This window comes from Cupriavidus sp. CER-90 (assembly GCF_057652055.1).
Window position 1 is genome coordinate 1,383,071 of the sequence record NZ_JBYGYM010000001.1, and the last position, 23,171, is coordinate 1,406,241.

Below are 23,171 nucleotides of genomic sequence, written 5' to 3' on the forward strand. Positions count from 1 at the left end.
CCTTGTAGCCCTCCCGGGCGCATCACGCCCCTGGCAGCGTCGCCGCACTGGCGGCGCTGTCGTCTTTCAGGTCCACCCCGGACCGCCCCAGCGCCACGGCCCCTCGTAGCAAAAACGCCAGACGGTCAGCCGCCTGCGCATAGGGAAGCCCTTCCGGCCGCACGTTCGAGATGCAGTTGCGCTGCGCGTCGGTGCGACCGACACGCGGATCGTAGGTCAGGTAGATGCCCAGACTGTCCGGCGAACTGAGCCCCGGGCGCTCGCCGATCAGCATCACCAACTGACGCGCCTGCAGCCGCTCGCCGATCTCGTCGCCCAGGGCCACGCGTGCCTGCCGGGCCACCACCACCGGGCCGGTCCGCCATGCCGGCAGCCGCGCCAGCACGGCCTGCAGCAGCGGCACCGCGTGGCGTTGCGCCGCCAGCGCGGACAGGCCATCGGCGATCACGAACACCACGTCGAACGGCTGGGCATCGGCCCCGGGATCGGCCCCGGGATCGGCCCGGTTATCGGCCCCGGCATCGGCCGCCAGCGCCGCGCGGCTGTCGTCGTCGAGCCGGCGGCCCAGATCCGGGCGACGCAGGTACTGGTCGCGGTCCTGCGCGGCGCTGTGGACATGCACGGTGTCCAGCCCGGCATCCCGCAGCGCCGCGTCGATGGCCTGGGTATCGAGCGGCAGGTGTACCGCATCGCGTGCCTGCGCGTGGGCCAGGCCGAACGCCAGCACGGTTTCGGTGGTCTGGGCATGGCCGGTGCGGCCGATGGCCACACGGGCGCGCGTGAACTGGCGCAGGCGTTGCCAGGGATCGGCGGGATGCTCCGGGCGTGCTGGACGATTCGGCATCGGATGTCTCCTGATCGGGTCACAGCGATTCGGCCATGCCCAGCAGCGGCTGGCGCGCGGAAGGCGCCAGCAGGCGGCCGGCGCTGTCCAGCATGCCCATGCGCTGCAGCCATGCCTCGAACTCCGGAGCGGGCCGCAGGCCCAGCACCTCGCGCAGGTACAGCGCATCGTGGAACGACGTGCTCTGGTAGTTCAGCATGATGTCGTCGGCGCCCGGCACGCCCATGATGAAGTTGATGCCGGCCACGCCGAACAGCGTCAGCAGCGTGTCCATGTCGTCCTGGTCGGCCTCGGCGTGGTTCGTGTAGCAGACGTCGCAGCCCATCGGCACGCCCAGCAGCTTGCCGCAGAAATGGTCCTCCAGGCCGGCCCGGATGATCTGCTTGCCATCGTAGAGATACTCGGGGCCGATAAAGCCGACCACCGTATTGACCAGCAACGGCTCGAAGCGCCGCGCCACGGCATAGGCGCGGGCCTCCATGGTCTGCTGGTCGATGCCGTGGTGAGCATTGGCCGACAGCGCGCTGCCCTGGCCGGTCTCGAAGTACATCACGTTGTGGCCCACCGTGCCGCGCGCCAGCGACAGCGCCGCCTGGCGCGCCTCGTCCAGCAGCGCCAGCGAGATGCCGAACGCCGCGTTGGCGGCCTGGCTGCCGGCCACCGACTGGAACACCAGGTCAACGGGCGCGCCCTGCTCCATGGCCCGCAGCGTATGGGTGACGTGGGTCAGCACGCACGATTGCGTGGGCACGTCGTAGCGCGTCCGGATATCGTCGATCAGCTTCAGCAGCGTGACGATGGTGCCCAGGTTGTCGCCGGCCGGATTGACGCCAATCGTGGCGTCGCCGCACCCGTAGAGCAGCCCATCGACGATGGACGCCGCAATGCCGCGCGGGTCGTCGGTCGGATGGTTGGGCTGCAGCCGCACGGCCAGGCGGCCGGGCAGGCCGATCGTGCCGCGAAAGCGCGTCACGACCTGGCATTTGCGCGCCACCGCCACCAGGTCCTGGTTGCGCATCAGCTTGCTGACGGCCGCCGCCATCTCCGGGGTGATACCGGGTGCCACCCGTGCCAGCGTGGCCGAATCGGTCTCGTGGCGCAGCAGCCAGTTGCGGAAGTCGCCCACGGTCAGGCTGGCGATCTCGGCAAAGGCCGCCGCATCGTGGCTGTCGACGATCAGCCGCGTGACCTCGTCGTCCTCGTACGGAATCAGCGCCTCGGTCAGGCAGCGGGCCAGCGGCATGTCGGCCAGCGCCATGCGGGCGGCCATCCGCTCTTCCTCGCTGGCGGCGCCGATGCCGGCCAGCGCGTCGCCCGAGCGCGCGGGGCTGGCGCGGGCCAGCAGCGTGCGCAGGTCGGCAAACACATGCCGGCAGACGCCGACGGTCTGGGTAAAGGCCATGGCAGGCGGTCTCCTGGCGCGGCTGCGCCGTCTTCTGCTCCCCAATATAGGCCACGGCGACGACGCAAGTTCCGCGCCCGGCGCGGGCAGGATCGCTTGTCTGCGCAAGCTGTCTTGCCATTGTTACGCGCCACGTCGACAATCCGCCTACTCATTCCAATTCAATCGTGCTCAGCCGAGACATGCCGCAGCTGGAAAACCCGGAAGACCGCGCCAACCATGGCGCCCTGAACGACACCACGTCCTCATCCCCGCCCTCCCCGTCATCGGCCCGCCCGCGCCTGGCGCCGGGAAGCGAGTTCAGCGTCACGGTGGTGTCCTATGTCCTGACCGCCGGCGCGCTGCTGCTGGTCATGCATGCCAACCTGGTGGCGGCGCTGCTGGCGGGGCTGCTGCTGTATTCGCTGGTCGACGTGCTGGCGCCCCGCCTGACCCATTCCCGGCGCGATGCGCTGGCCGTGGCCATCCTGTCCGCCATCATCGTGCTGGCGCTGACCGGCGGCATCTGGGCGCTGGTGCATTTCCTGAACGTGGACAGCGCCACCGTCGAGCGGCTGCTGGACCATGCCGCCGACATCATCGACCAGTCCCGCACCCAGCTGCCCACCTGGCTCAGCGATTACCTGCCCAGCGGCACCGAGGAACTGGTCACCACGCTGCTGGGCGCCATGCGCGAGCATGCCCAGATGGCGCAGCGGCTGGGCACCGATATCCTGCGCACCCTGCTGCATATCCTGCTGGGCCTGATCATCGGCGCCATGGTGGCGCTGTACCGCGCCATTTCACGGCCCAACCGCCGGCCGCTGGCCGGGGCGCTGATCGACCGCGCGCGCACGCTGCAGCAGTCGTTCGCCCAGTTCATCTTCGCCCAGATCCAGATCTCGTCGATCAACACCATCCTGACGTCGATCTACCTGCTGGTGGCGCTGCCGCTGTTCCACCAGCACCTGCCGCTGTCCAAGACGCTGGTGGCCATCACCTTCGTTGCCGGGCTGCTGCCGGTGCTGGGCAACCTGATCTCTAACACGGCCATCGTGATCGCGTCGCTGTCGGTGTCGCTGCCGATCGCCATCGTGTCGCTGTTCTTCCTCGTGGTGATCCACAAGCTCGAATACTTCCTGAACGCCCGCATCATCGGCGCGCGTATACAGGCGGCCGCGTGGGAGCTGCTGACGGTGATGCTGGTGATGGAAACGCTGTACGGCATCCCGGGCGTGATCGCCGGCCCGATCTTCTACGCCTACGCGAAGCGCGAGTTGACGAATTCCGGGCTGGTGTAACCCGCCGCGCCAAGTCCCTGATTCCATTGGGAACGGGTACGCAGCAACTGGTACGACCAATTACGGCCGACGGCGCGGGCAAGCCGCCCGGCCCTGCCCCGGCGGGGCCGCTCAGGCGCTTTCGCCGTCCACCTTGCTGCGCACGAAATCGATATGGGTCTGCATGGCCGTGCGCGCCTCTTCGGGCCGGCGCGCCAGGATGGCTTCGCATAGCGTGCGGTGCTGGCGCAGCAGCAGGTCCGACGATTCCCCGTCGGCCTCGCGCAGCCCGGTGCCGTTGATCGTGATGTGTTCGCGCAACATGCCGATCACGCTCGTATGCAGGTGCAGGAACATGGTGTTGTGCGACGCCTGGGCAATCGCGTCGTGTAGCTTCGCGTCGGCATCGGCCTCGGCGCCCTTGTCGTCGGCCTTGCGCGATCGCTCCAGCTCCTTGAGCAGGGCACGTATACGCTTCAGATCGGCAGCGTCGGCGCGCAGCGCGGCAAAGTAGGCGGTGGCGCCCTCCAGCACCCGGCGGAACTCCAGAATGTCGTCGCGCAGCGCCGGGTGGTCGGCCACCAGCTGGCCCCAGGGCGACGCAATGCCGGTGCGCAGCTGATCGGTGACGTATACGCCGGCGCCGCGCCGGCTCTGCAGCAGCCCGCGCGCCGCCAGCCGCTGGATTGCCTCGCGGATCGTGTTGCGTGCCACGGCGTACTGCTCGGCCAGCACACGTTCGGCGGGCAGGCGGGTGCCCACGGGCCACGTGCCGTCCAGCAACGCGGTCTCCATCCTGCGCATGATGTCTTCCACGCGATTGCGTGCGCTGCCCCCCATCGATCCCCTTCCCAGTCCCCTGTTGCCGGCCCCACTTGCCGGATTGGTCCAACCAATTTGTGCTCCGGCGCGGGAGCGGGAATTATGCGCTCAAAAATGCCGCAAAGCGCGTCACCCGCGCCGGCGCCATACCGGAGGCAGACAATGCAATCCAGGCAATACCCCACGACCGCCCCGCAACAGGTCTATCTGTTCGGCACCTGTCTCGTCGACCTGTTCGTTCCACAAGCCGGCCTCGACGCCGTGCGTCTGCTGGAGCGCGAAGGCCTGACCGTCCACTTTCCACGCGGCCAGAGCTGCTGCGGGCAGCCGGCCTACAGCAGCGGCAATCCCGAGCAGGCCCGCAAGGTGGCGCGCGCCCAGCTGGAACTGTTCCGCGAACCCTGGCCGATCATCGTGCCGTCGGGGTCGTGCGGCGGCATGATGCGCCACCACTGGCCGACGCTGTTCGCCGATGACCCTGACGCGGCACGGCTGGCCAGCGACATCGCCGGGCGGGTCTACGAACTGGCGGAATTCCTGCTCCATGTGCTGCATGTGCGCTTTGACGACGTGCCGGCCGGCGATCACGAACGCGTGGTGCTGCACACCTCGTGCGCCGCACGTCGAGAAATGGGTACGCGGGCCCATGGCGTGGCGCTGGTCGATGCGCTGCCGGGCGTGACTCGCGTCGAGCACGTGCGGGAATCGGAATGCTGTGGCTTTGGCGGCACGTTCTCGCTCAAGCACGCCGATATCTCGGGCGCCATGGTGCGCGACAAGGTGGCTTCCGCCTGCGCCACCGGCTGCGACCGCCTCGTGTCCGCCGACTGCGGCTGCCTGCTCAATATCGGCCACGCCGCGGCCCATGCGGGCGCCCCGCTGCCGGTGGAGCATCTGGCGTCGTTCCTCTGGCGCCGTACCGGAGGTGCCGCATGACCGCCATGACCGCGCGCGAGCGCATGCTGGGCCGTCTGCGCGCCGCCGTGCCCACTTCCGGATCGACCCTGGCCACGGACACCGCCGCGCTGGATCGCCGCATCGACGCCCATTTCGACACCCAGCGCGGCGGGCGCCCGCCGGTTGACGCCATGGTCGCGTCGATGCAGGCCGCGCTGCGCGCGTCGCATGCCGAGGTGTTCCGTACCGACGGTGCCGACTGGCCCGCCTGGGTGGCGACGCGGCTCGCCGCCGAAGGCGTACGCCGGCTGCTGCTGGATACCGCCCGCCCCGAAGGCGCCGCGCTGGCGCAGGCGCTGCCGGCCGGCATCGTCACGCGGGATTTCGACCGCCCGATCGATGCATGGAAGGCCGAGCTGTTCGATACCGTCGATGCCGGCTTCACGGTCGCCCGCTCGGGCCTGGCCGCCACCGGCACGCTGGTGCTGGCCCCCGATGCCGGGTCGCCGCGCACGATGTCGCTGGTGCCGCCGATCCATATCGCGCTGGTCTACGCCTCCACGCTGCATCCGGACCTGCACAGCGCCGTGCGTGCCGAACGCTGGACCGATGGCATGCCCACCAACCTGGTGATGGTGTCGGGCCCGTCCAAGACCTCCGACATCCAGCAGACGCTGGCCTACGGCGCCCATGGCCCGCGCCAGCTCTGGGTGGTCATCGTCAACGATCACGCCGGAGGCGCCGCACAATGAGCCAGCAGACCCTGCATTTCGTTCCCGCCGCCGACTTCCGTGCCCGGGCACGCGAGGCGCTGGACGATCCCAAGCTGCGCCAGAGCTTTCGCGGCGCGATGGATTTCCTGCAGCAGAAGCGCGCCGTGCAGTTTCCCGACGGGGACGAGCTGGAACACCTGCGCGACCTCGGCGAAGCGGTGCGCCAGCACGCGCTGGCCAACCTGCCCGACCTGCTGACGCAGCTCGAAGCCAACCTGACCCGGGCCGGCGTGCAGGTCCATTGGGCTGAGACGGCCGACGAGGCCAACGCGATCATCCATCGCATCGCCCAGACCCACGCCGCGAAGCGCGTGATCAAGGGCAAGTCGATGGCCAGCGAGGAAATGGAGCTGAACCATTACCTGGCCGAACGCGGCATCGACTGCATCGAATCGGACATGGGCGAGTACATCGTCCAGATGGCCGGCGAGAAGCCGTCGCACATCGTCATGCCGGCGATCCACAAGACCAAGGCCGATATCGCCACGCTGTTCGAACAGCACATCCCGGACACGCCCTACACCGAAGACGTGGACGCACTGATCCAGACCGGCCGGCGCGCATTGCGCCAGGCGTTCGTGGAAGCCGACATCGGGCTGTCGGGCGTGAACTTCGCGGCGGCCGACACCGGCACGCTGTGGCTGGTGGAGAACGAAGGCAACGGCCGCCTTTCCACCACCGTGCCCAACGTGCACGTGGCCGTCATGGGCATGGAAAAGGTGGTGGCCAGCCTGGCGCATATCGTGCCGCTGTCGAGCCTGCTGACGCGCTCGGCCACGGGCCAGGCCATCACCACCTACTTCAACCTGATTTCCGGCCCGCGCCAGCCCGGCCAGATGGATGGCCCGCGCGAAGTGCACCTGGTGCTGCTCGACAACGGCCGCAGCCAGGCCTATGCCGACGCGCAGCTGCGCGCCACCTTGCAGTGCATCCGCTGCGGCGCCTGCATGAACCATTGCCCGGTCTATACGCGCATCGGCGGCCACGCCTACGGCACGACCTATCCGGGCCCGATCGGCAAGATCATCTCGCCCCACCTGCTGGGTCTCGACGCCACGGCCGACCTGCCGACCGCATCGAGCCTGTGCGGCGCCTGCGGCGAGGTGTGCCCGGTGCGCATTCCGATTCCGCAACTGCTGGTGCGGCTGCGTACCGAAGCGAACCGCAACCCCGACGAGGCCGTGCCGCATCCGCTGAAGGGCCAGGGCGCCAAGTACAGCAAGCGCGAACACCTGGTATGGCGCTTCTGGAGCGGGGCGTTCGCGCATCCGGCCGCCTACCGCGTGTTCCGCTGGGCCGCCACGCGGCTGCGCGCCTTCACGCCGGCGGCGCAGATGGGGTGGACCCAGCACCGCAAGCCGCTGACGCCCGCGCCCAGGAGCCTGTCGGACCTGCTGGCCGAACGGAACCAGCCCGAGTAGCCGCGCCGGCACGCGCGCCGCCACCACAAGAATTCAAGAACCCAAACACCAACGAGGAGACATCCCGTGCAACCCTGGACCCAGCTCTATACGCCGCTGGGCAGCCTCTGGCTGTCCGCGCTCGCCGCGGCGGTACCCATCCTGTTCTTCTTCGTCGCGCTGGCCGTGCTGCGCATGAAAGGCCACGTGGCGGCCGCCGTTACGCTGGCGCTGGCCTTGGCCGTGGCGATCTTCGCCTACGGCATGCCCGCGCAGCAGGCGTTTGCCGCCGCCGGATTCGGCTTTGCCTACGGGCTGTGGCCCATCGCCTGGATCATCGTCACGGCGGTGTTCCTGTACAAGATCGTCGTGAAGACCGGCCAGTTCGACGTGATCCGCGCGTCGGTGCTGTCGATCACCGACGACCAGCGCCTGCAGATGCTGCTGATCGGCTTTGCGTTCGGCGCGTTCCTGGAAGGCGCGGCCGGCTTTGGCGCGCCGGTGGCCATTACCGCCGCGCTGCTGGTCGGCCTGGGCTTCAACCCGCTGTACGCGGCCGGGCTCTGCCTGATCGCCAACACGGCGCCGGTGGCCTTCGGCGCGATGGGCATCCCCATCATCGTCGCCGGCCAGGTCACGGGCATCGACCCGATGCACATCGGCGCGATGGCCGGCCGCCAGTTGCCGCTGCTGTCGCTTGCCGTGCCGTTCTGGCTGGTGTTCATGATGGACGGCTGGAAGGGCGTGCGCGAGACGTGGCCCGCCGCGTTCGTGGTGGGCGGCAGCTTCGCGGTGACGCAGTACTTCACGTCGAACCACATCGGGCCCGAGCTGCCGGATATCACGTCCGCACTGGTCAGCCTGATCGCGCTGGCGTCGTTCCTGCGCGTGTGGCAGCCGCGTTCGGCCTCGCAGGCGGCACGTGGCGCGTCCGTCGGCACGATGTCGGGCGGCACGGTGGCCATGGCCGGCTTTGGCGGCGGCATGGGCGCGCCGTCGAACCGCAAGCCATCGCCGTACACGTTTGGCCAGACCGTGCGCGCCTGGGCGCCGTTCGGCATCCTGACGGCCATTGTCACGGTGTGGAGCCTGCCGTCGTTCAAGGCGCTGTTTGCCGGCAGCGGGGCGCTGGCCGGTTCGGTGCTGAAGTTCAAGGTGCCGATGCTGGACCAGCTCGTCATCAAGGCCGCGCCAATCGTGGCATCGCCCAAGCCTTACGAGGCAGTGCTGAAGCTCGACCTGCTGTCGGCCGTGGGCACAGCCATCCTGCTGACGGCGGTCATCTCGGTGGCGCTGCTGCGCATGAAGCCGCGCGACGCCATCGCCACGTTCCTCGAAACGCTGCTGGAACTGCGCCGCCCGGTGCTGTCGATCGGCCTGGTGCTGGCCTTTGCCTTCGTGGCCAACTACTCGGGCATGTCGTCCACGCTGGCGCTGCTGCTGGCCGGTACCGGCGCGGCGTTCCCGTTCTTCTCACCGCTGCTGGGCTGGCTGGGCGTGTTCCTGACCGGCTCGGACACGTCGTCGAACGCGCTGTTCTGCTCGCTGCAGCACACCACGGCGCACCAGATCGGCGTGTCGGACACGCTGCTGGTGGCCGCCAACACCACGGGCGGCGTGACGGGCAAGATGATCTCGCCGCAGTCGATCGCCGTGGCCTGCGCGGCAACCGGGCTGGTCGGCAAGGAATCCGAACTGTTCCGCTTCACGGTCAAGCACAGCCTGCTGTTCGCGTTCATCGTGGGCGTGATCACGATGATCCAGGCTTACTGGCTGACGGGGATGATTCCGGGGTGAGCGACACCGCTTGCTATGCGCTCCCCTCTCCCATTGATGGGAGAGGGGTGGGGGAGAGGGCGTTGAGGTTCACATTGCGACGTGTCGCTGTTTGAACTGCCGGCCCTCTCCCCCAACCCCTCTCCCGCCGTGCGGGAGAGGGGAGCAACAGGGCGCAACGGGGCGCAACAGCCACCTCAATCGTTTGCCGCTTCTCTCGGCAGGAACGCATTGCCCTCCGTCAGCGGTGCATACCGGTACGTGGCCGGCGTGCGGCTCAGCTTGACCGGGGCACCCAGGCCCTTGTAGCCGCCGGGCATCTCCACCACCATCTCGCGGTGCGCGGTGTGCGGATGCGTCAGCGCGTCGGGCACCGACAGCACGGGCGCGCATGGCACGCCGGCCGCCGACAGTTCGTCGGCCAGCGCCTTGCCGTCCCACGCGGCCAGCTTCGATTCCAGCGTGCCCTTGAGCTGCGCCCGGTTGACCGAGCGCGCGCCGGCCGTGGCAAAGCGTTCGTCGTCGGCCAGTTCCGCCACGCCGATGTGCTCGCAGAAGATGCGGAACTGCCGGTCGTTGCCCACCGCCAGGAAGATCGGATCGGTCGCCGTGGCCACCGTGTCGTACGGGTAGATGTTGGGATGCGCGTTGCCGGTACGGCCCGGCGTCTTGCCGCTCATGAACCAGTTGGCCGCGTGCGGATGCAGCAGCGACAGGCCGGAGTCATACAGCGCCGCCTCGACGAACTGTCCGCGCCCGCTGCGCTCACGCTCCTGCAGCGCCAGCAGCACGCCCAGCGCCGCGTTCAGGCCCGTCACCATGTCGACCACCGGCAAACCCACGCGCAGCGGGTCGCGGTCGGGTTCGCCGTTGATGCTCATGATGCCGGCCATCGCCTGGATGGCGGCGTCGTAGCCGGGCAGGCCGCCCAGCGGGCCATCGGCACCGAAGCCCGACACGCGGCAATGCACCAGGCGCGGAAAACGCTGCGACAGCGCGTCGTAGCCCAGCCCCCATTTCTCCATCGTGCCGGTCTTGAAATTTTCGACCAGCACATCGGCATCGGCCAGCAGGGCCAGCAGCACCGCGCGGTCGGCGTCGGCGCTCAGATCCAGCTTCATCACGCGCTTGTTGCGGTTCAGGCCGAAGTAGTACGACGCCACGCCGTCGCGGAACGGCGGCCCCCAGGTGCGCGTGTCGTCGCCCTGCGGCGGTTCGATCTTGAGCACGTCGGCGCCGTGATCTCCCAGGATCTGCCCGCAGAACGGGCCACCCAGGATGCGTGACAAATCCACTACGCGGATGCCGGCCAGCGCGCCGCTCGTGCCGCTCGTGCCGGTTTGGGATGGCGTCATGTCTCTTCCTTGTGAGGCTGTTGTCGTGATGTCAGTCCAGCTGTGCGCCGGATTTCTGCACGACGGTACGCCATTTGCCGACCTCGGCCTTGACGAAGTTGCCCAGCTGTTCCGGCGACGTGGACGGCGCCAGTTCCAGCCCCTGCGCCAGCAGCGTCTTGCGGACTTCGGGCTGCTGCAGCGCGTCGGCGAACGCATGGTTCAGCTTGCCGATGACGGCAGGGGGCGTGCCCGCCGGTGCCACCACGCCAAAGAATACCGAAACATCGAACCCGGCAACACCCTGTTCGGCCACGGTCGGCACATCGGGCAGCGCCTGCGAGCGGCCCCTGGTGGTCACGCCCAGCGCGCGCACCTTGCCGCTCTTGATGAATGGCAGCGCGGTCAGCACGTCGGTGAAGGTCATGCTCACCTGCCCGCCCAGCAGATCGTTCAGCGCCGGGCCGGTGCCCTTGTACGGCACGTGCTGGAAATCGGTGCCGGCCAGGTTGTTGAACAGCACGCCGGCCAGGTGCGACGACGCCCCGTTGCCCGACGACGCGTAGCTGAGCTTGCCCGGATGCGCCTTGCCGTAGGCGATCAGCTCCTGCACGTTCCTGGCCGGCACGGCCGGATTCACCACCAGCACATTGGGCAACTGGCCGATCTGGATCACCGGCGCGAAGCTCTTCACCGGGTCGTAGTTGATCTTGCGATACAGGCTAACGTTGATTGCCAGCGGCGCCGACGTGCCGAACATCAGCGTGTAGCCATCGGGTTCGGCCCGCGCCACCACCTCGGCGCCGATGTTGCCGCCCGCACCGGCGCGGTTTTCCACCACCACGGGCTGGCCCAGGCTGTTCTTCAGCGCGGCGGCCAGCGTGCGGGCCATCGCATCGGTGGGGCCGCCCGGCGGGTAGGTCACCACCAGCATGATCGGCTTGCTCGGGAAGTCCTTCTGCGCGAAGGCAGGGCTGGCCGCTGCAAGCAGCGTGCAGGCGGCCATCGAGGCAAATGCGGCCAGGGCCGCGCGGCGGTGCCATTGGGGCATGATGCGTTGTCTCCGGTGAAGCTTTTTATATCGGGCGCGCGATTCGGGTTGGGGGCGCGCGCCCGTTCAAGAACAGCAGACTGCCAAACGTCAGAACACGTTGACCTGATCGACCGGGCCGGCCGCGCGCACCACGCCATCGGCAGGCGGGGCCACGGTATCGGCCAGCCATTCGGGTTCGGTGCCGCCGCCCAGCGGGTCTTGCGGCAGCACGCGATGGACGAGCACCAGTTGCGCCAGGCGCATGCGACGCACCGAGCCGATCCGGCCCGCTTCCCAGGCCATGGCGACGGCACTGGTCACGTGGTACAGCGCCGACGCGGCCTGGCGGGCCAGCACGTCGCCATCGGCACCGGCATCGGCCGCCCGCGCGGCCAGTGCGGCGGCGTTGGCGATGGCCGCGGCAAAGACTTCGCGCGCCTGCGCCTGCAGCGGCGTGTCCTGCAGCAGAGCGGACAGATGCGCCTGCAGCACCGGCAGTGAGCCTTCGCGGCGGATGGCGCGCAGCACGTCGAGTGCGACGATATTGCTGGTGCCCTCCCAGATCGATCCCAGATGGGCGTCGCGCACCAGGCGCGGATCGCTCCATTCCTCGATGTAGCCGCAGCCGCCGCGAATCTCCATCGCATCGCCGGTCACCTTGCGGGCGTCGCGGCAGGCGCGGAACTTGATCAGCGGCGTCAGGATGCGCATCAGCGGATAGGCGTCGGCCTCGCCCGCGTCGGCTCGGCGCAGCGCCTCGGCGGTCTGGAACACCATCGTGCGGGCCTGCTCGGTGGGCAGCGTGAGCTTGAGCAACTGGCGGCGCATCAGCGGCATGTCGGCCAGCCGCTTGCCGAAGGCGCGGCGCTCGCGGGCGATGAACTGGCCCTCGGTCAGCGCGCGGCGCATCAGGCCGGCCGCCCGCACGCCGTTGGACAGCCGCGAGTTGTTGATCATGTCGGCCATCTGCACGAAGCCACGGCCCAGTTCGCCCACCAGGTGCGCGTGCGCGCCTTCCAGGCGGATTTCGCCGCTGGCCATCGAGCGCGTGCCCAGCTTGTCCTTGAGACGGATGATGCGGTAGTGGTTGGCGTTGCCATCGGCCAGCGTGCGCGGCAGCAGGAACAGCGACACGCCCTTGATGCCGTCCACGGCCGTGCCATCGGCCTCTTCGACGCGCGCCAGCACCATGGCCAGTGCGGCGTCGGGGTTGGAGCAGAACCACTTGTCGCCCACCAGGCGCCAGCCGCCTTCGGCGCTGTCGTCGCGGATCGCCCGCGTGGCCGTGGCTGCCACATCGGAGCCGGCGCCCTGTTCGGTCATGAACATCGCGCCCTGGTACAGGTCGTCGAACACCTGCGTGGTCAGGTTCGGCAGGAATCGGTCCACCAGCGCCGGCGCGCCGAACTTGCGCAGCGTGCGCGTCAGCGAATCGGTCATCGACAGCGGGCAGCACAGCCCGAATTCCGCCTGCACGAACAGATAGGTCAGCGCGTACTTGGCTGCCGGCGGCATCGGCTTGTCCCAGCCCAGCACCCCGCCACGATGCGACGCGGCGGCCAGGCCGAATTCCGAGAACGCCACGCGTTCCAGTTCGACATAGGCCGGATGCTTGTGGATGCGCTGGCCGTCCAGCCCCGTGCGCGTCCGGTGCGACAGCGTCGGCGGCTCGTGGTCGGCCACGTTGGCCAGTTCGTCGAGCACGCCGCCGGCCAGCGCGCCCATGCGCTCCAGATGCGGCAGCAGGTGATTGAACAGGTCGGCCGGCAGGTACAGCGGCAGCAGCGCCCGCAGGTCGGGGTCGGCCGTGAACAGGCTCGATCCATGGCGGTCGGGTACCGGATGGGCATCTGGCTGTGCGTCGGGCCGGGCATCTCGCGCGGGCTGCGATGCGGCGGGGCGGGTGGCGCTGGTCGGCATGCGGTGTCTCCGTGGCTCCCTGCCCTGCAGAACGGCGGGCGGGATGGTTTGGGATCCATTATTTGGTGGCCAACGATTCGCGTCCAATTCTAAAATTGGCTTGATCAATACAAAATTTGTATCGCCATGGAATTCCGCCACCTGCGTTACTTCCTCGTGCTGGCCGAGGAACTGCACTTCGGGCGCGCCGCCCGGCGCCTGTCGATTTCACAGCCGCCGCTGTCGCTCAATATCCAGCAGCTCGAGGCATCGGTGGGTGCCCGTCTGTTCGAGCGCGACAGTCGCGGCGTGCGCCTGACCGCCGCCGGCCGGGCATTTCAGGAATCGGCTATTGCCTTGCTGGCGCAGGCCGAATCGGCGCGGCTGCTGGCGCGCGAGATCGAGGCCGGCGCGGTGGGCCGGCTGCGGGTGGGCTTTGTCGGGTCGATGCTGTATCGCGGGTTGCCGCAGCGGCTGCAGGAATTCCAGCGCCGCTATCCGGGCATCCATGTGGCGCTGACCGAACTCAATTCGCAGGAACAGATCGACGCCCTGCTGCATGGCGAGCTCGATGCGGGCTTTGTCCACACCAGCCGGGTGCCCGATGAACTGGCGGCCACGCTGGCGCATGCCGAACCGTTCGTCTGCTGCATGCCGGCCGACCACCGGCTGACCGCCAGCGATACGGTGGCCCTGACCGACCTGCGCGGCGAGCCGTTTGTGCTGTTTTCGCGCAAGGCCTCGCCCGACTATTACAGCCGCATCTTCGACATGTGCGCGGCACATGGCTTCTATCCGCGCATCCGGCACGAGGTGCGCCACTGGTTGTCGGTGGTGTCGTTGGTGTCGCAGGGCATGGGGGTGGCCGTGGTGCCGGCAGCCATGGCGCGATCCGGCATGGCGGGGGCGGCGTTCCGGCCGCTGGCCGACGCCACGGTGCCCTCGGAGGTCTATTGCGTGTGGAAGCAGGCACCCGATCATCCCGCACGCGACCACTTCGTGGCCAACGTCAGGGCGGCTGCGCAGGCCGGCGTCTAGCTGGAGAACGCCGGCCCCCGGGGCAAAAGAAAAAGCCACCGGCCCAGGGGCCAGTGGCTATGAAGTACGCGTGGAACGGGGTGTTCAGCGTGCGTGAAGCTTAGGCCCGGGGCGTGCGCCGCACCAATACCGCAATTGTGTTATTCGAAGGCCAAATGGCGATTACGCCGCGGATTCGGGCACCCTTCGGGGTAATCCCTAGCATTAACCGGCATGGTTCACGTATCGCCCGGCGCCACGGCGCGCTGCACGGGCAGCGCGGCCGGATTGTCGGTCGGACTGACCACCGCATATAGATAGCGGCCATTGCGCCAGTACTGGGCCATCAGGTTGCCCTCAGTGCGCGACCCGTTACGCAGGCGCAGATCGCCTTGCGGCCGCACGTAGTAAACGATCGCCTGCATCTGCGGGTTCCGGTACAGGATCATCGCCGCGGGGCCTTGTTCGGTCGACATCAACCGGCCACCCACGGGATGAAACCCGTAGGCCGAAAAATCGGGCAGCGGGGCCGGCTGCACGAAATGGCGATTCAGCCATGACTGCAGTTCCCGCGCGTCGGCGGCCTTGCCATCGACCTTCACATCGACCTTCACATCGACCATCTGCGGCGTGGCGCTGACGGCGAACAGCCGATAGGCCGACATCGCATCGGCCATCGGCGGATAGCTCTGGCGCAGCGCGATCTCGCGCGACTGCCAGCCGCCCATGCCCCCTACGGCCAGCGCCATGACCAGCGACGCGGCGATGGTCGCGCGGTGCCGCATGCGGTCGCGCAGGCCGCGGCGGATGCGGAACGGATCGAGCCGGGCCGGCGTGTCGGCCGGGGGCGGCTCCATGCTGGCGCGCAGGCGTTGCATGTCGAGCCGGATCTCCTGCACTTCGCTCGCCAGGTCGGGGTGGCTGTCGATCAGTGCGTCGATCTGCTGTCGGCGCGCTTCGTCCAGTTCGCCATCGACGTAGGCGTGCAGTTCCGGTTCGGTGGGCATCAGGGTATTCATTTGAGCACCTGCAGGGGGGAATGGACGACCTTGCCGTCGGTGAGCTCGCGCAACGCCTTGCGCGCTCGCGAGATGCGAGACATCACGGTGCCGATGGGCACATCGAGCGCATCGGCGGCCTCCTGGTAGCTGAGCCCCTCCACCGTGACCAGCATCAGCAGCGCGCGCTGTTCGGCTGACAACTGGTTGAAGTTGTCCAGCGCCGAGCGGGTCAGCACCACATCTTCGGTGGAGGGGGCGCTGTCATCGTCACTGCCCACGCCGAACAGCGTCAGCAGGCCCGCGTACCGCCTGGCGCGGCGCTGGCCGTCGATGAACAGCCGGTAGAGGATCGAAAACAGCCAGGCGCGCAGGTCGCCGCCATCCTGGCGCGTCACACGGCGCGACAGCGCGCGTTCCAGGCACGCCTGCACCAGGTCGTCCGCGCTGGCCTCGTTGCGCGTCAGCGACACCGCAAAGCGGCGCAGCCTCGGGATCACTTCGCGCAGCGCATCGTCTGAGAAATCGTTGTCCATCGGTTGGGGGCGGCGGGGCGGCTGGAGAGAGTCGTTACACGGTAAACGTCCGGCAGGGCCGGATTATTCCGTCCCCATGACATACAGCTGACAACGGTGTGGCTTCAGCGCGCAAATGGCGCGGATGCTATACAATCGAGAACGATTTCTATTTACGTACCCAGCAGGATTTTCCCTGCCGCGCGGCGGCGATCCCGCCCTTGGACTGGAAGCATATGCGGTTGTCTGAACTGCCCCGGCGCACGGTCGCCATCGTGAAATCGGTGGACGATGCCACCCCTGGCGACCCCGTTGCGCGACGCCTGCGCGATCTTGGCTTCGTGCCCGGCGAATCCGTGCAGATTGTCACCTTCGGCCCGTTCGGCAAGGATCCGTTGGTCGCCCAGGTAGGCTACACGCGCTTTGCACTGCGCCGCTCGGAGGCTGACCGGATTGCCGTGGAGGTGGCCACCGCCACCGTGTCGCGCATCGCGCCGGCAGGCCAGGCCGATATGGCCACGACGGCCGGTACGACCGACGCTTCCGATTCCGACGCTCAGCGCATCGCCTGACGGCCCCGCGCGTCGCCTGACCCTATTCCATCATGTCAGTTGCCCAGAACGCCTCCGCCTTGCGCATCGCGCTGGTAGGCAACCCCAATTGCGGCAAGACCGCACTGTTCAACCGCCTCACCGGCAGCCGCCAGAAGGTGGCCAACTACGCCGGCGTGACCGTCGAGCGCAAGGAAGGCCAGTTCGTCTCGCCGGCCGGCCGCACCGTGCGCATCCTGGATCTGCCCGGCGCATACAGCCTGCATTCGGCCAGCCTGGACGAAGCCATCACGCGCGAGGTCTGCATGGGCCAGCGTGCCGGCGAGGTGCGCCCCGACCTGCTGGTGTCGGTGGTCGACGCCACCAACCTGCGCCTGCACCTGCGCTTCGTGCTGGAACTGCGCCGCCTGGGCCTGCCCATGGTGGTGGTGCTCAACATGAGCGATGCGGCGGCACGCCGCGGCATCGTGATCGACCGCGATGCGCTGTCGCGGGCGCTGGGTGTGCCCGTGGTGCAGACCGTGGCCGTCAAGCGCGACGGCGCCGCCGCGCTGGTGAAGCTGTTCGACGAGACGCTGCCCCCGGCGCCGCCCGCGCAGGCACTCGACAGCGTGTCCGAGCTCGATACCCACGCCGAGGTCAAGCGCCTGCTGGACGCCGCCGTGACGATGCCCACGCGCACCGCACGCTTCGACGACGCCGTGGACCGCGTGGTGCTGCACCCGGTGTTCGGCCTGGTGATCCTGGCCGTGCTGCTGTTCTTCATGTTCCAGGCCGTGTTCTCGTGGGCCGAGCCGATGATGGACGGCATCGAGGCCGGCGTGCATGTCTTTGGCGAATGGATTGGCGGCCTGATGCCCGACGGCATGCTGAAAAGCCTGCTGGTGGACGGCCTGATCGCCGGCCTGGGCAGCGTGATCGTGTTCCTGCCGCAGATCCTGATCCTGTTCCTGTTCATCCTGACGCTCGAGGAATCGGGCTACCTGCCGCGTGCCGCGTTCCTGCTGGACCGGCTGATGATGGGCGCGGGCCTGTCGGGCCGGTCGTTCATCCCGCTGCTGTCCAGCTTTGCCTGCGCGATTCCGGGCATCATGGCCACCCGCACGATCCAGGACCCGCGCGACCGGCTGACCACCATCCTGGTGGCGCCGCTGATGACCTGCTCGGCGCGCCTGCCGGTGTATGCGCTGCTGATCGGCGCATTCATTCCGCAACGCACCGTGGCCGGCCTGTTCAACCTGCAGGGCCTGGTGCTGTTCGTGCTGTACGTGGCCGGCATCGTCAGCGCGCTGCTGGTGGCCTACGTGCTGAAATGGTTCCGCCGCGACCGCACCGACCATCCGCTGCTGATGGAACTGCCGTCGTACCGCGTGCCGAATCCGCGCGATATCGGCATCGGCCTGTGGGAGCGCGCGCGCATCTTCCTGTCGCGCGTGGGCAAGGTGATCCTGACGCTGACCGTGCTGCTGTGGTTCCTGGCCACGTTCCCGTCGCCGCCCGAAGGCGCCACCATGCCGCCGATCGACTACAGCTTCGCCGGCATGATCGGCCGCGCGCTGGAGCATGTGTTTGCCCCGATCGGCTTCAACTGGCAGATCTGCATCGCGCTGGTACCGGGCCTGGCCGCGCGTGAAGTGGCCGTGGGTGCGCTGGCCACGGTGTACGCGCTGTCGGGCAGCGACGATGCCGTGGCGGTGCAGCTGGCGCCGATGATCGCGGCGCAATGGTCGCTGGCCACGGCGCTGTCGCTGCTGGCCTGGTATGTCTTCGCGCCACAGTGCATTTCCACGCTGGCGGTGATCCGTCGCGAGACCAACTCATGGAAGGTGATGGCGGCCTCGGCCGCCTACCTGGCCGGGCTGGCCTATCTCGCGTCGTTCATCACGTACCGCGTGGCCCTGGCTCTTACCTGACTGCGAGGAAACTGACGCGCTGCCTTCGAGTCCAACGGCCATGACGCTCTATCACGCCTTCGAAACCCTGATCGTCCCGCTGATCGTGCTGGGCTGCGCCATCCACGTGGCGGGCCGCTATATGCCGCGCACGCGCGAACGCGCGAAGGCAAGGCTGGCGGCGATGCTGGGCGGCGCGGCGGCCAGCGGCTGGCGCGGATGGCTGGCACGACGCCTGGCCCCGACCCAGGCCGCGGGGTGCGCCAGCGGCTGCGATACGAACAGCGGCTGCGGCACGTGCGACGCGAACACGTCCGGCGCCGGTTCCGGCGATACGGGCAGTACCGCTTCCGGCGGCAGCAACGAGCAGGTCATCCGCTTCGTACGCAAATCGTGATTAAGGCACCGGCCCGAGCGGCTCGGCAATGACAACGGCGATCCCTTGGGGTCGCCGTTTTGTTTTGGTGGGACCTGACTGGACCGCACGCAGAAACGGGTACGCTTTGCTGCGAACCCCGCTTGTTTGCTCCCCTCTCCCGCAGCGCGGGAGAGGGGCCGGGGGAGAGGGTCTGGAGGTTCAAATCCCGCCAATCCTTGTTGAAACGCCTGCCCTCTCCCCCACCCCTCTCCCATTCATGGGAGAGGGGAGCGCATAACCGGACGTCGGGGATCGCTACGCAGAAACGGGTACGCCCACCCAACGAAACAACGCGACGCCCCCCCGCCAGCAGGCATGCTTCGCGTCCACCCTGCCCTATTGCGCCACGCCCGGAATCGTCAGCGACACCGGCATGGCCTCGGTCCCGGCGGTACATGAGACGATCACCGTGAAGGGTCCCGAGCCGGTGGGCACCACCGACGCCAGGTTGCCCCCGTGCGGCACGATCGACACCGGACCGCTGCCCACCTGCCAGTTCCACGTACCGTTGCAACCCATGACGCCTTCGTCGATGCCACGGTGCAACAGGTGGGCGGAAACCGGTGCCCCGCCGTTCGGCACGACGAAGGGGCTCGGGCCGCTGTAGATCAGCCCCCACGTCGGCTGCTCGGTCACCAGCAGCTGGGCGCGCGGCTTGGCGGTGAGGGTCAGGCTGCCGGCCATTTCCTCCAGCACGCTTTGCAGCGGGGCGATGCCGGTCGGGCGGCTGGTGCTGACCGTGGTCACGCGCGTGGACGCGTTCGGCACCACCGCCAGCGACGGCGAGGTGGTCATGTACGTCCACAGCCCGGTGAAGTCGGCCGTGGCATCGCTTTCGTCATTGCGCAGCACGCGCGAATCGTAGGTCTGCGGGTAGCCATTCAGCACGTTCAGCGCGTTGATCTGCTTGCCGTACTGCGACAGCACCAGGCGATAGGTCGGCACGCTGGTCTTGAACACCGACACCAGGAAGGCGCCGGTCAGGGTATTGCCGTCGGGCGCGGTGACCTGCACCGTCACCACGGACTGCGCCGTGGTGTCGCTGGTGTTGACGCCGCGCAGTGTGCCCACGTTGGTGGAGCCGGTGGCCTGGACGGCCGTCGTGCTGCTGCGCCACGTCCAGCCGGTGGCGGCGCCCGAGCGGTCCGCGCCGTCGCTGTCGATCAGCGATGCGGTTACCGGCAGCACCTGGCCGTTGGTCATCGACAGCACCGGATACGGCAGCGCCAGGCTGTACGTACGCACGCCCGGTGCCACCACGGTGATCGTGGCGGTCGCCTGCGGGAGCGCGGTGGTGGTGCCATTGGCGCCGGCCACCGTCGCGGCCACGTTGACAGCCGTGGTGCCCACGCCCACACCTGTCACCACGGCGCTGCCGGGGAGGGTGCCGTTGGCTACCGCTGCCACGGAGCCGTTGCCGCTGGTCCAGACGAAGGTCGTGGCGCCCGTGACGTCGTTGCCGAGATCGTCGACGACCGATGCCGTCAGCGAGAGGGTGCTGCCCACGCCTACCTGTCCCGACGTACGGTTCATGACCAGCGTGTACGACTTGGCGACGGCCGTGCTGCCGCTTCCACCGTTGCCCCCCGCGCTGCCACCGGCATCGCCGCCGGTTCCCGCGGGTGCCGTCGCGCCGGTGCCCGAGCTACCGCCGCCACCGCCACAGGCCGCCAGCAGCATGGCGGTCGCCATGCACGCGATCCACCCCGTCCACGTACGTGTACGCATGATTGCCCCCTCTGTCGTTATCGATCCCGTTCCTGCTGCTGTCAGCCTAGGCGGGAAGTGGATGGCGATGTACCGGCCAGAGGACTGAGCGCCAACCCACATATCGGGTGGAATTCATCCGTTCGGGGTAAGGCTTTGACGTGCGGTGCCTCGCATTCCAGGCCGAATCAGACCTGTCAGACAATACGCCGACGGTTGACGCTGCGGCCCGTTTTGCACTACCCTCATCCTGCTCGTCCGCGCCAGAGGGCGCGACGATATCCTTCTCGCACGATGCCAGCCAACACCTTCAACCTCCGCCACGCCGCAGATGCCTCGCGCATCGGTGCCGCCGTGCGCGCGCGTGTTGCGGGTTCGCTGGCCGCCCTGACGTCGTGCCGCGCCCTGCTGGGCGCTTCCTCGCTACTGCTAGGCCTACCGATCGGTTGCCGGGCCTAGCGCCCCGTGGCAGTTCGGCAGCCTTTCGCCACCCTTTTTCCGTTTTCTGTTTTCCCGTTCACACGAAGCCCTCGTACCGCGAGCCGCTTCCTGATACTTCCTTAGCGAGGAAGGAGATACCCATGCCCATGTTGCGCAACCCCGCCGCCAAGTACCGTCCCGCCACCGTTGTCGATTTGCCCGACCGCGCGTGGCCATCGCGCCAGATCACCCGCGCACCGCGCTGGATGAGCACCGATCTGCGCGACGGCAACCAGGCGCTGATCGAGCCGATGAACAGCGCCCGCAAGCTGCGCTTCTTCGAACAGCTGGTGAAGGTCGGTCTCAAGGAAATCGAGGTCGCGTTCCCGTCTGCATCGCAGACCGATTTCGATTTTGTCCGCATGCTGATCGAGGAAGACCGCATTCCGGACGACGTCACCATCGTGGTGCTGACCCAGGCGCGCGATGACCTGATCCGCCGCACCGTGGAATCGGTGCGCGGCGCCAAACGCGCCACCGTGCACCTGTACAACCCGATCGCCCCCGCCTGGCGGCGCATCGTGTTCAATGCGTCGCGCGACGAGATCAAGGAGGTGGCCGTGTCCGGCACGCGCCTGATCCGCGCGCTGACCGATGCCATGCCGGAAACGGCCTGGTCGTACGAATACTCGCCGGAGACCTTCAGCCTGGCCGAGCTCGATTTCTCACTGGAAGTATCTGACGCGGTGTCGGCCGTCTGGCAACCGGATGCCACGCGTCCGATGATCCTGAACCTGCCGACCACGGTGGAATGCAGCACGCCGAACATCTTTGCCGACCAGATCGAATGGATGCACCGGCATCTGGCGCGACGCGAACACATCGTGCTGTCCGTCCATCCGCATAACGACCGCGGCACCGCCGTGGCCGCCGCCGAACTGGCCGTGATGGCCGGCGCCGACCGCGTGGAAGGCTGCCTCTTTGGCAACGGCGAACGCACCGGCAACGTCGATCTGGTCACGCTGGCGCTGAATCTTTACACCCAGGGCGTAGACCCCGAACTCGATTTTTCCGATATCGACGAAGTGCGCCAGTGCGTGGAACACTGCAACCAGCTGCCCGTGCACCCGCGCCATCCGTACGTGGGCGACCTGGTCTTCACGGCCTTTTCCGGCTCTCACCAGGACGCCATCCGCAAGGGCTTTGCGCAGCAGAAGGCTGACGCCATCTGGGAAGTGCCCTACCTGCCAATCGACCCCGCCGACCTGGGCCGCAGCTACGACGCGGTGATCCGCGTGAACAGCCAGTCGGGCAAGGGCGGCATGGCGTACCTGCTGGAGCAGGCCCATGGCATCTTCATGCCGCGCCGCCTGCAGATCGAGTTCAGCCGCGCGGTGCAGGGGATGACCGACGAGACCGGGCTCGAAGCCAGCGCAGAGGACCTCTACGCGCTGTTCCGCCGCGAGTACCTCGACGTAGAGGCGCCGCTGCGCTATGTGTCGCACCGCATGGTGTCGACCCGCGACAACGCCGTGGAAATCGAGATGGAAGTGACACGCGACGGGCAGTCCGTGCGGGTGCGCGGTGCGGGCAACGGGCCCATCGACGCCACCGTCGATGCGTTCTCACGCGGCCTGGGCATTGCCGTGCGGGTGATGGACTATCACGAGCACGCCATGACCACCGGTGCCGATGCCAATGCGGCCTGCTATGTGGAAGTACGAGTTGGCGATTCGCCGACGGGCTTTGGCGCCGGCGTGGACGCCAGCATCGTCACGGCATCGCTGAAGGCCATGGTGTCGGGTGTCAACCGGCATCTGCAGGCCCAGGGTCAGGATCAGGACCAGGCCGAGGCGGCGTGATCCGCGGCTTGCGCTGATCGTCCGATCTGGCTGAAAAACGGTGTGCCCTGCCCCCACAGGGCACACCTGAAAAGACGTCCTGGCGGACGCCCACGACATGCGCGGTGCACAACCACGAGCCCACAGCGTACGGGCCGCAACGCGCGGGCGCCACGAATAAATCCGCATGTCCATAGAAGCATTCACCGCGTGTCGCAAGCCCCTGCAGGGCTGCGCCACCGCCGGTGTCGCGCATTGACGACGCAGTTCCATCCAATTTGCGTGGGCTGCACTTCACTTGTCCTGCATCAAGGTTTGGGGGCCTCGCTCAAGACACACTGGTCGCACTTTTTCGATGTTTTGTGCCTGACCA

General features: G+C 68.1%; 19 protein-coding genes. 10 read left to right on the forward strand and 9 right to left on the reverse strand.

Going from position 1 to position 23,171, the window contains the following annotated elements:
- Positions 1-22: 22 nt before the first annotated feature.
- Together eutC and AC24R4_RS06280 are read right to left on the reverse strand one after the other, a co-directional pair.
- Positions 23-844, reverse strand: a complete 822-nt coding sequence (gene eutC / locus AC24R4_RS06275; protein ID WP_400394748.1) for an ethanolamine ammonia-lyase subunit EutC — start codon at positions 842-844, stop codon at positions 23-25.
- 19 nt (positions 845-863) lie between these two features.
- Positions 864-2,246: an ethanolamine ammonia-lyase subunit EutB gene (locus tag AC24R4_RS06280; protein WP_400394745.1), complete on the reverse strand. Its 1,383-nt coding sequence runs from the start codon at positions 2,244-2,246 to the stop codon at positions 864-866.
- A 182-nt stretch (positions 2,247-2,428) separates the two neighbouring features.
- Here AC24R4_RS06280 and AC24R4_RS06285 point away from each other — a divergent pair, with 182 nt between their 5' ends.
- On the forward strand, positions 2,429-3,526 hold the full coding sequence (locus tag AC24R4_RS06285; protein ID WP_400394751.1) for an AI-2E family transporter: 1,098 nt from the start codon (positions 2,429-2,431) through the stop codon (positions 3,524-3,526).
- A gap of 111 nt (positions 3,527-3,637) precedes the next feature.
- Here the strand turns inward: AC24R4_RS06285 and AC24R4_RS06290 are convergent, their stop codons facing one another.
- Positions 3,638-4,309: a FadR/GntR family transcriptional regulator gene (locus AC24R4_RS06290; RefSeq protein ID WP_400394743.1), complete on the reverse strand. Its 672-nt coding sequence runs from the start codon at positions 4,307-4,309 to the stop codon at positions 3,638-3,640.
- A gap of 180 nt (positions 4,310-4,489) precedes the next feature.
- Here AC24R4_RS06290 and AC24R4_RS06295 point away from each other — a divergent pair, with 180 nt between their 5' ends.
- From AC24R4_RS06295 to AC24R4_RS06310, 4 genes are all read left to right on the forward strand, one after another.
- On the forward strand, positions 4,490-5,263 hold the full coding sequence (locus AC24R4_RS06295; RefSeq protein ID WP_400394740.1) for a (Fe-S)-binding protein: 774 nt from the start codon (positions 4,490-4,492) through the stop codon (positions 5,261-5,263).
- Positions 5,260-5,976, forward strand: a complete 717-nt coding sequence (locus tag AC24R4_RS06300; RefSeq protein ID WP_487522515.1) for a LutC/YkgG family protein — start codon at positions 5,260-5,262, stop codon at positions 5,974-5,976. The genes AC24R4_RS06295 and AC24R4_RS06300 overlap by 4 nt, the downstream gene beginning before the upstream one ends.
- Positions 5,973-7,418 carry a LutB/LldF family L-lactate oxidation iron-sulfur protein gene (locus tag AC24R4_RS06305; RefSeq protein WP_400395795.1) on the forward strand — a complete coding sequence of 482 codons (1,446 nt, stop codon included), beginning with the start codon at positions 5,973-5,975 and terminating at the stop codon, positions 7,416-7,418. Before AC24R4_RS06300 ends, AC24R4_RS06305 begins: the two co-directional genes overlap by 4 nt.
- A gap of 66 nt (positions 7,419-7,484) precedes the next feature.
- Entirely contained in the window at positions 7,485-9,194 is a 1,710-nt protein-coding gene (locus tag AC24R4_RS06310) for a lactate permease LctP family transporter (RefSeq protein ID WP_400395797.1), read from the forward strand.
- Between the two features lie 176 nt (positions 9,195-9,370).
- Here AC24R4_RS06310 and AC24R4_RS06315 read toward each other — a convergent pair whose 3' ends face one another.
- From AC24R4_RS06315 to AC24R4_RS06325, 3 genes are all read right to left on the reverse strand, one after another.
- The gene (locus AC24R4_RS06315) at positions 9,371-10,528 is read right to left on the reverse strand and encodes a CaiB/BaiF CoA transferase family protein (RefSeq protein ID WP_400395039.1); all 1,158 of its coding nucleotides are present in this window, start codon (positions 10,526-10,528) and stop codon (positions 9,371-9,373) included.
- Positions 10,529-10,559: 31 nt separating this feature from the next.
- Entirely contained in the window at positions 10,560-11,558 is a 999-nt protein-coding gene (locus tag AC24R4_RS06320) for a Bug family tripartite tricarboxylate transporter substrate binding protein (protein ID WP_400395038.1), read from the reverse strand.
- 90 nt (positions 11,559-11,648) lie between these two features.
- A complete protein-coding gene (locus tag AC24R4_RS06325) occupies positions 11,649-13,460 on the reverse strand; it encodes an acyl-CoA dehydrogenase family protein (RefSeq protein WP_400395036.1) in 1,812 nt (603 codons plus the stop codon).
- A 126-nt stretch (positions 13,461-13,586) separates the two neighbouring features.
- Here AC24R4_RS06325 and AC24R4_RS06330 point away from each other — a divergent pair, with 126 nt between their 5' ends.
- Positions 13,587-14,477: a LysR family transcriptional regulator gene (locus AC24R4_RS06330; protein ID WP_400395034.1), complete on the forward strand. Its 891-nt coding sequence runs from the start codon at positions 13,587-13,589 to the stop codon at positions 14,475-14,477.
- Between the two features lie 218 nt (positions 14,478-14,695).
- On the opposite strand, the gene AC24R4_RS06335 is transcribed toward AC24R4_RS06330, so the two are convergent.
- Together AC24R4_RS06335 and AC24R4_RS06340 are read right to left on the reverse strand one after the other, a co-directional pair.
- Positions 14,696-15,475, reverse strand: a complete 780-nt coding sequence (locus AC24R4_RS06335; protein WP_487522517.1) for an anti-sigma factor family protein — start codon at positions 15,473-15,475, stop codon at positions 14,696-14,698.
- On the reverse strand, positions 15,472-15,990 hold the full coding sequence (locus tag AC24R4_RS06340) for a sigma-70 family RNA polymerase sigma factor (protein WP_487522518.1): 519 nt from the start codon (positions 15,988-15,990) through the stop codon (positions 15,472-15,474). Before AC24R4_RS06340 ends, AC24R4_RS06335 begins: the two co-directional genes overlap by 4 nt.
- A gap of 215 nt (positions 15,991-16,205) precedes the next feature.
- On the opposite strand from AC24R4_RS06340, the gene AC24R4_RS06345 reads away from it, so the two are divergent.
- From AC24R4_RS06345 to AC24R4_RS06355, 3 genes are read left to right on the forward strand one after another with little or no spacing between them, the layout of a single operon-like run.
- Positions 16,206-16,541, forward strand: coding sequence for a FeoA family protein (locus tag AC24R4_RS06345; protein WP_400395624.1), 336 nt, complete (start codon positions 16,206-16,208; stop codon positions 16,539-16,541).
- A gap of 32 nt (positions 16,542-16,573) precedes the next feature.
- Positions 16,574-18,433, forward strand: coding sequence for a ferrous iron transporter B (feoB, locus tag AC24R4_RS06350; protein ID WP_400395621.1), 1,860 nt, complete (start codon positions 16,574-16,576; stop codon positions 18,431-18,433).
- A gap of 40 nt (positions 18,434-18,473) precedes the next feature.
- Positions 18,474-18,809 (forward strand): DUF6587 family protein, encoded by a 336-nt coding sequence (locus AC24R4_RS06355; RefSeq protein WP_400395622.1) that lies wholly within the window; start codon positions 18,474-18,476, stop codon positions 18,807-18,809.
- A 357-nt stretch (positions 18,810-19,166) separates the two neighbouring features.
- Here AC24R4_RS06355 and AC24R4_RS06360 read toward each other — a convergent pair whose 3' ends face one another.
- A complete protein-coding gene (locus tag AC24R4_RS06360; RefSeq protein WP_487522519.1) occupies positions 19,167-20,558 on the reverse strand; it encodes a hypothetical protein in 1,392 nt (463 codons plus the stop codon).
- 566 nt (positions 20,559-21,124) lie between these two features.
- Between AC24R4_RS06360 and leuA the strand changes: the two genes are divergently transcribed.
- Positions 21,125-22,819, forward strand: coding sequence for a 2-isopropylmalate synthase (gene leuA / locus AC24R4_RS06365; RefSeq protein ID WP_400394729.1), 1,695 nt, complete (start codon positions 21,125-21,127; stop codon positions 22,817-22,819).
- Positions 22,820-23,171 lie beyond the last annotated feature (352 nt).

Excerpts from the sequence above, each read along its gene's own strand:
- eutC (WP_400394748.1), bottom strand. The coding sequence starts at position 844 with ATGCCGAATCGTCCAGCACGCCCGGAGCATCCCGCCGATCCCTGGCAA.
- AC24R4_RS06280 (WP_400394745.1), bottom strand. The coding sequence starts at position 2,246 with ATGGCCTTTACCCAGACCGTCGGCGTCTGCCGGCATGTGTTTGCCGAC.
- AC24R4_RS06285 (WP_400394751.1), top strand. The coding sequence starts at position 2,429 with ATGCCGCAGCTGGAAAACCCGGAAGACCGCGCCAACCATGGCGCCCTG.
- AC24R4_RS06290 (WP_400394743.1), bottom strand. The coding sequence starts at position 4,309 with ATGCGCAGGATGGAGACCGCGTTGCTGGACGGCACGTGGCCCGTGGGC.
- AC24R4_RS06295 (WP_400394740.1), top strand. The coding sequence starts at position 4,490 with ATGCAATCCAGGCAATACCCCACGACCGCCCCGCAACAGGTCTATCTG.
- AC24R4_RS06300 (WP_487522515.1), top strand. The coding sequence starts at position 5,260 with ATGACCGCCATGACCGCGCGCGAGCGCATGCTGGGCCGTCTGCGCGCC.
- AC24R4_RS06305 (WP_400395795.1), top strand. The coding sequence starts at position 5,973 with ATGAGCCAGCAGACCCTGCATTTCGTTCCCGCCGCCGACTTCCGTGCC.
- AC24R4_RS06315 (WP_400395039.1), bottom strand. The coding sequence starts at position 10,528 with ATGACGCCATCCCAAACCGGCACGAGCGGCACGAGCGGCGCGCTGGCC.
- AC24R4_RS06320 (WP_400395038.1), bottom strand. The coding sequence starts at position 11,558 with ATGCCCCAATGGCACCGCCGCGCGGCCCTGGCCGCATTTGCCTCGATG.
- AC24R4_RS06325 (WP_400395036.1), bottom strand. The coding sequence starts at position 13,460 with ATGCCGACCAGCGCCACCCGCCCCGCCGCATCGCAGCCCGCGCGAGAT.
- AC24R4_RS06330 (WP_400395034.1), top strand. The coding sequence starts at position 13,587 with ATGGAATTCCGCCACCTGCGTTACTTCCTCGTGCTGGCCGAGGAACTG.
- AC24R4_RS06335 (WP_487522517.1), bottom strand. The coding sequence starts at position 15,475 with ATGAATACCCTGATGCCCACCGAACCGGAACTGCACGCCTACGTCGAT.
- AC24R4_RS06340 (WP_487522518.1), bottom strand. The coding sequence starts at position 15,990 with ATGGACAACGATTTCTCAGACGATGCGCTGCGCGAAGTGATCCCGAGG.
- AC24R4_RS06345 (WP_400395624.1), top strand. The coding sequence starts at position 16,206 with ATGCGGTTGTCTGAACTGCCCCGGCGCACGGTCGCCATCGTGAAATCG.
- feoB (WP_400395621.1), top strand. The coding sequence starts at position 16,574 with ATGTCAGTTGCCCAGAACGCCTCCGCCTTGCGCATCGCGCTGGTAGGC.
- AC24R4_RS06355 (WP_400395622.1), top strand. The coding sequence starts at position 18,474 with ATGACGCTCTATCACGCCTTCGAAACCCTGATCGTCCCGCTGATCGTG.
- AC24R4_RS06360 (WP_487522519.1), bottom strand. The coding sequence starts at position 20,558 with ATGCGTACACGTACGTGGACGGGGTGGATCGCGTGCATGGCGACCGCC.
- leuA (WP_400394729.1), top strand. The coding sequence starts at position 21,125 with ATGTTGCGCAACCCCGCCGCCAAGTACCGTCCCGCCACCGTTGTCGAT.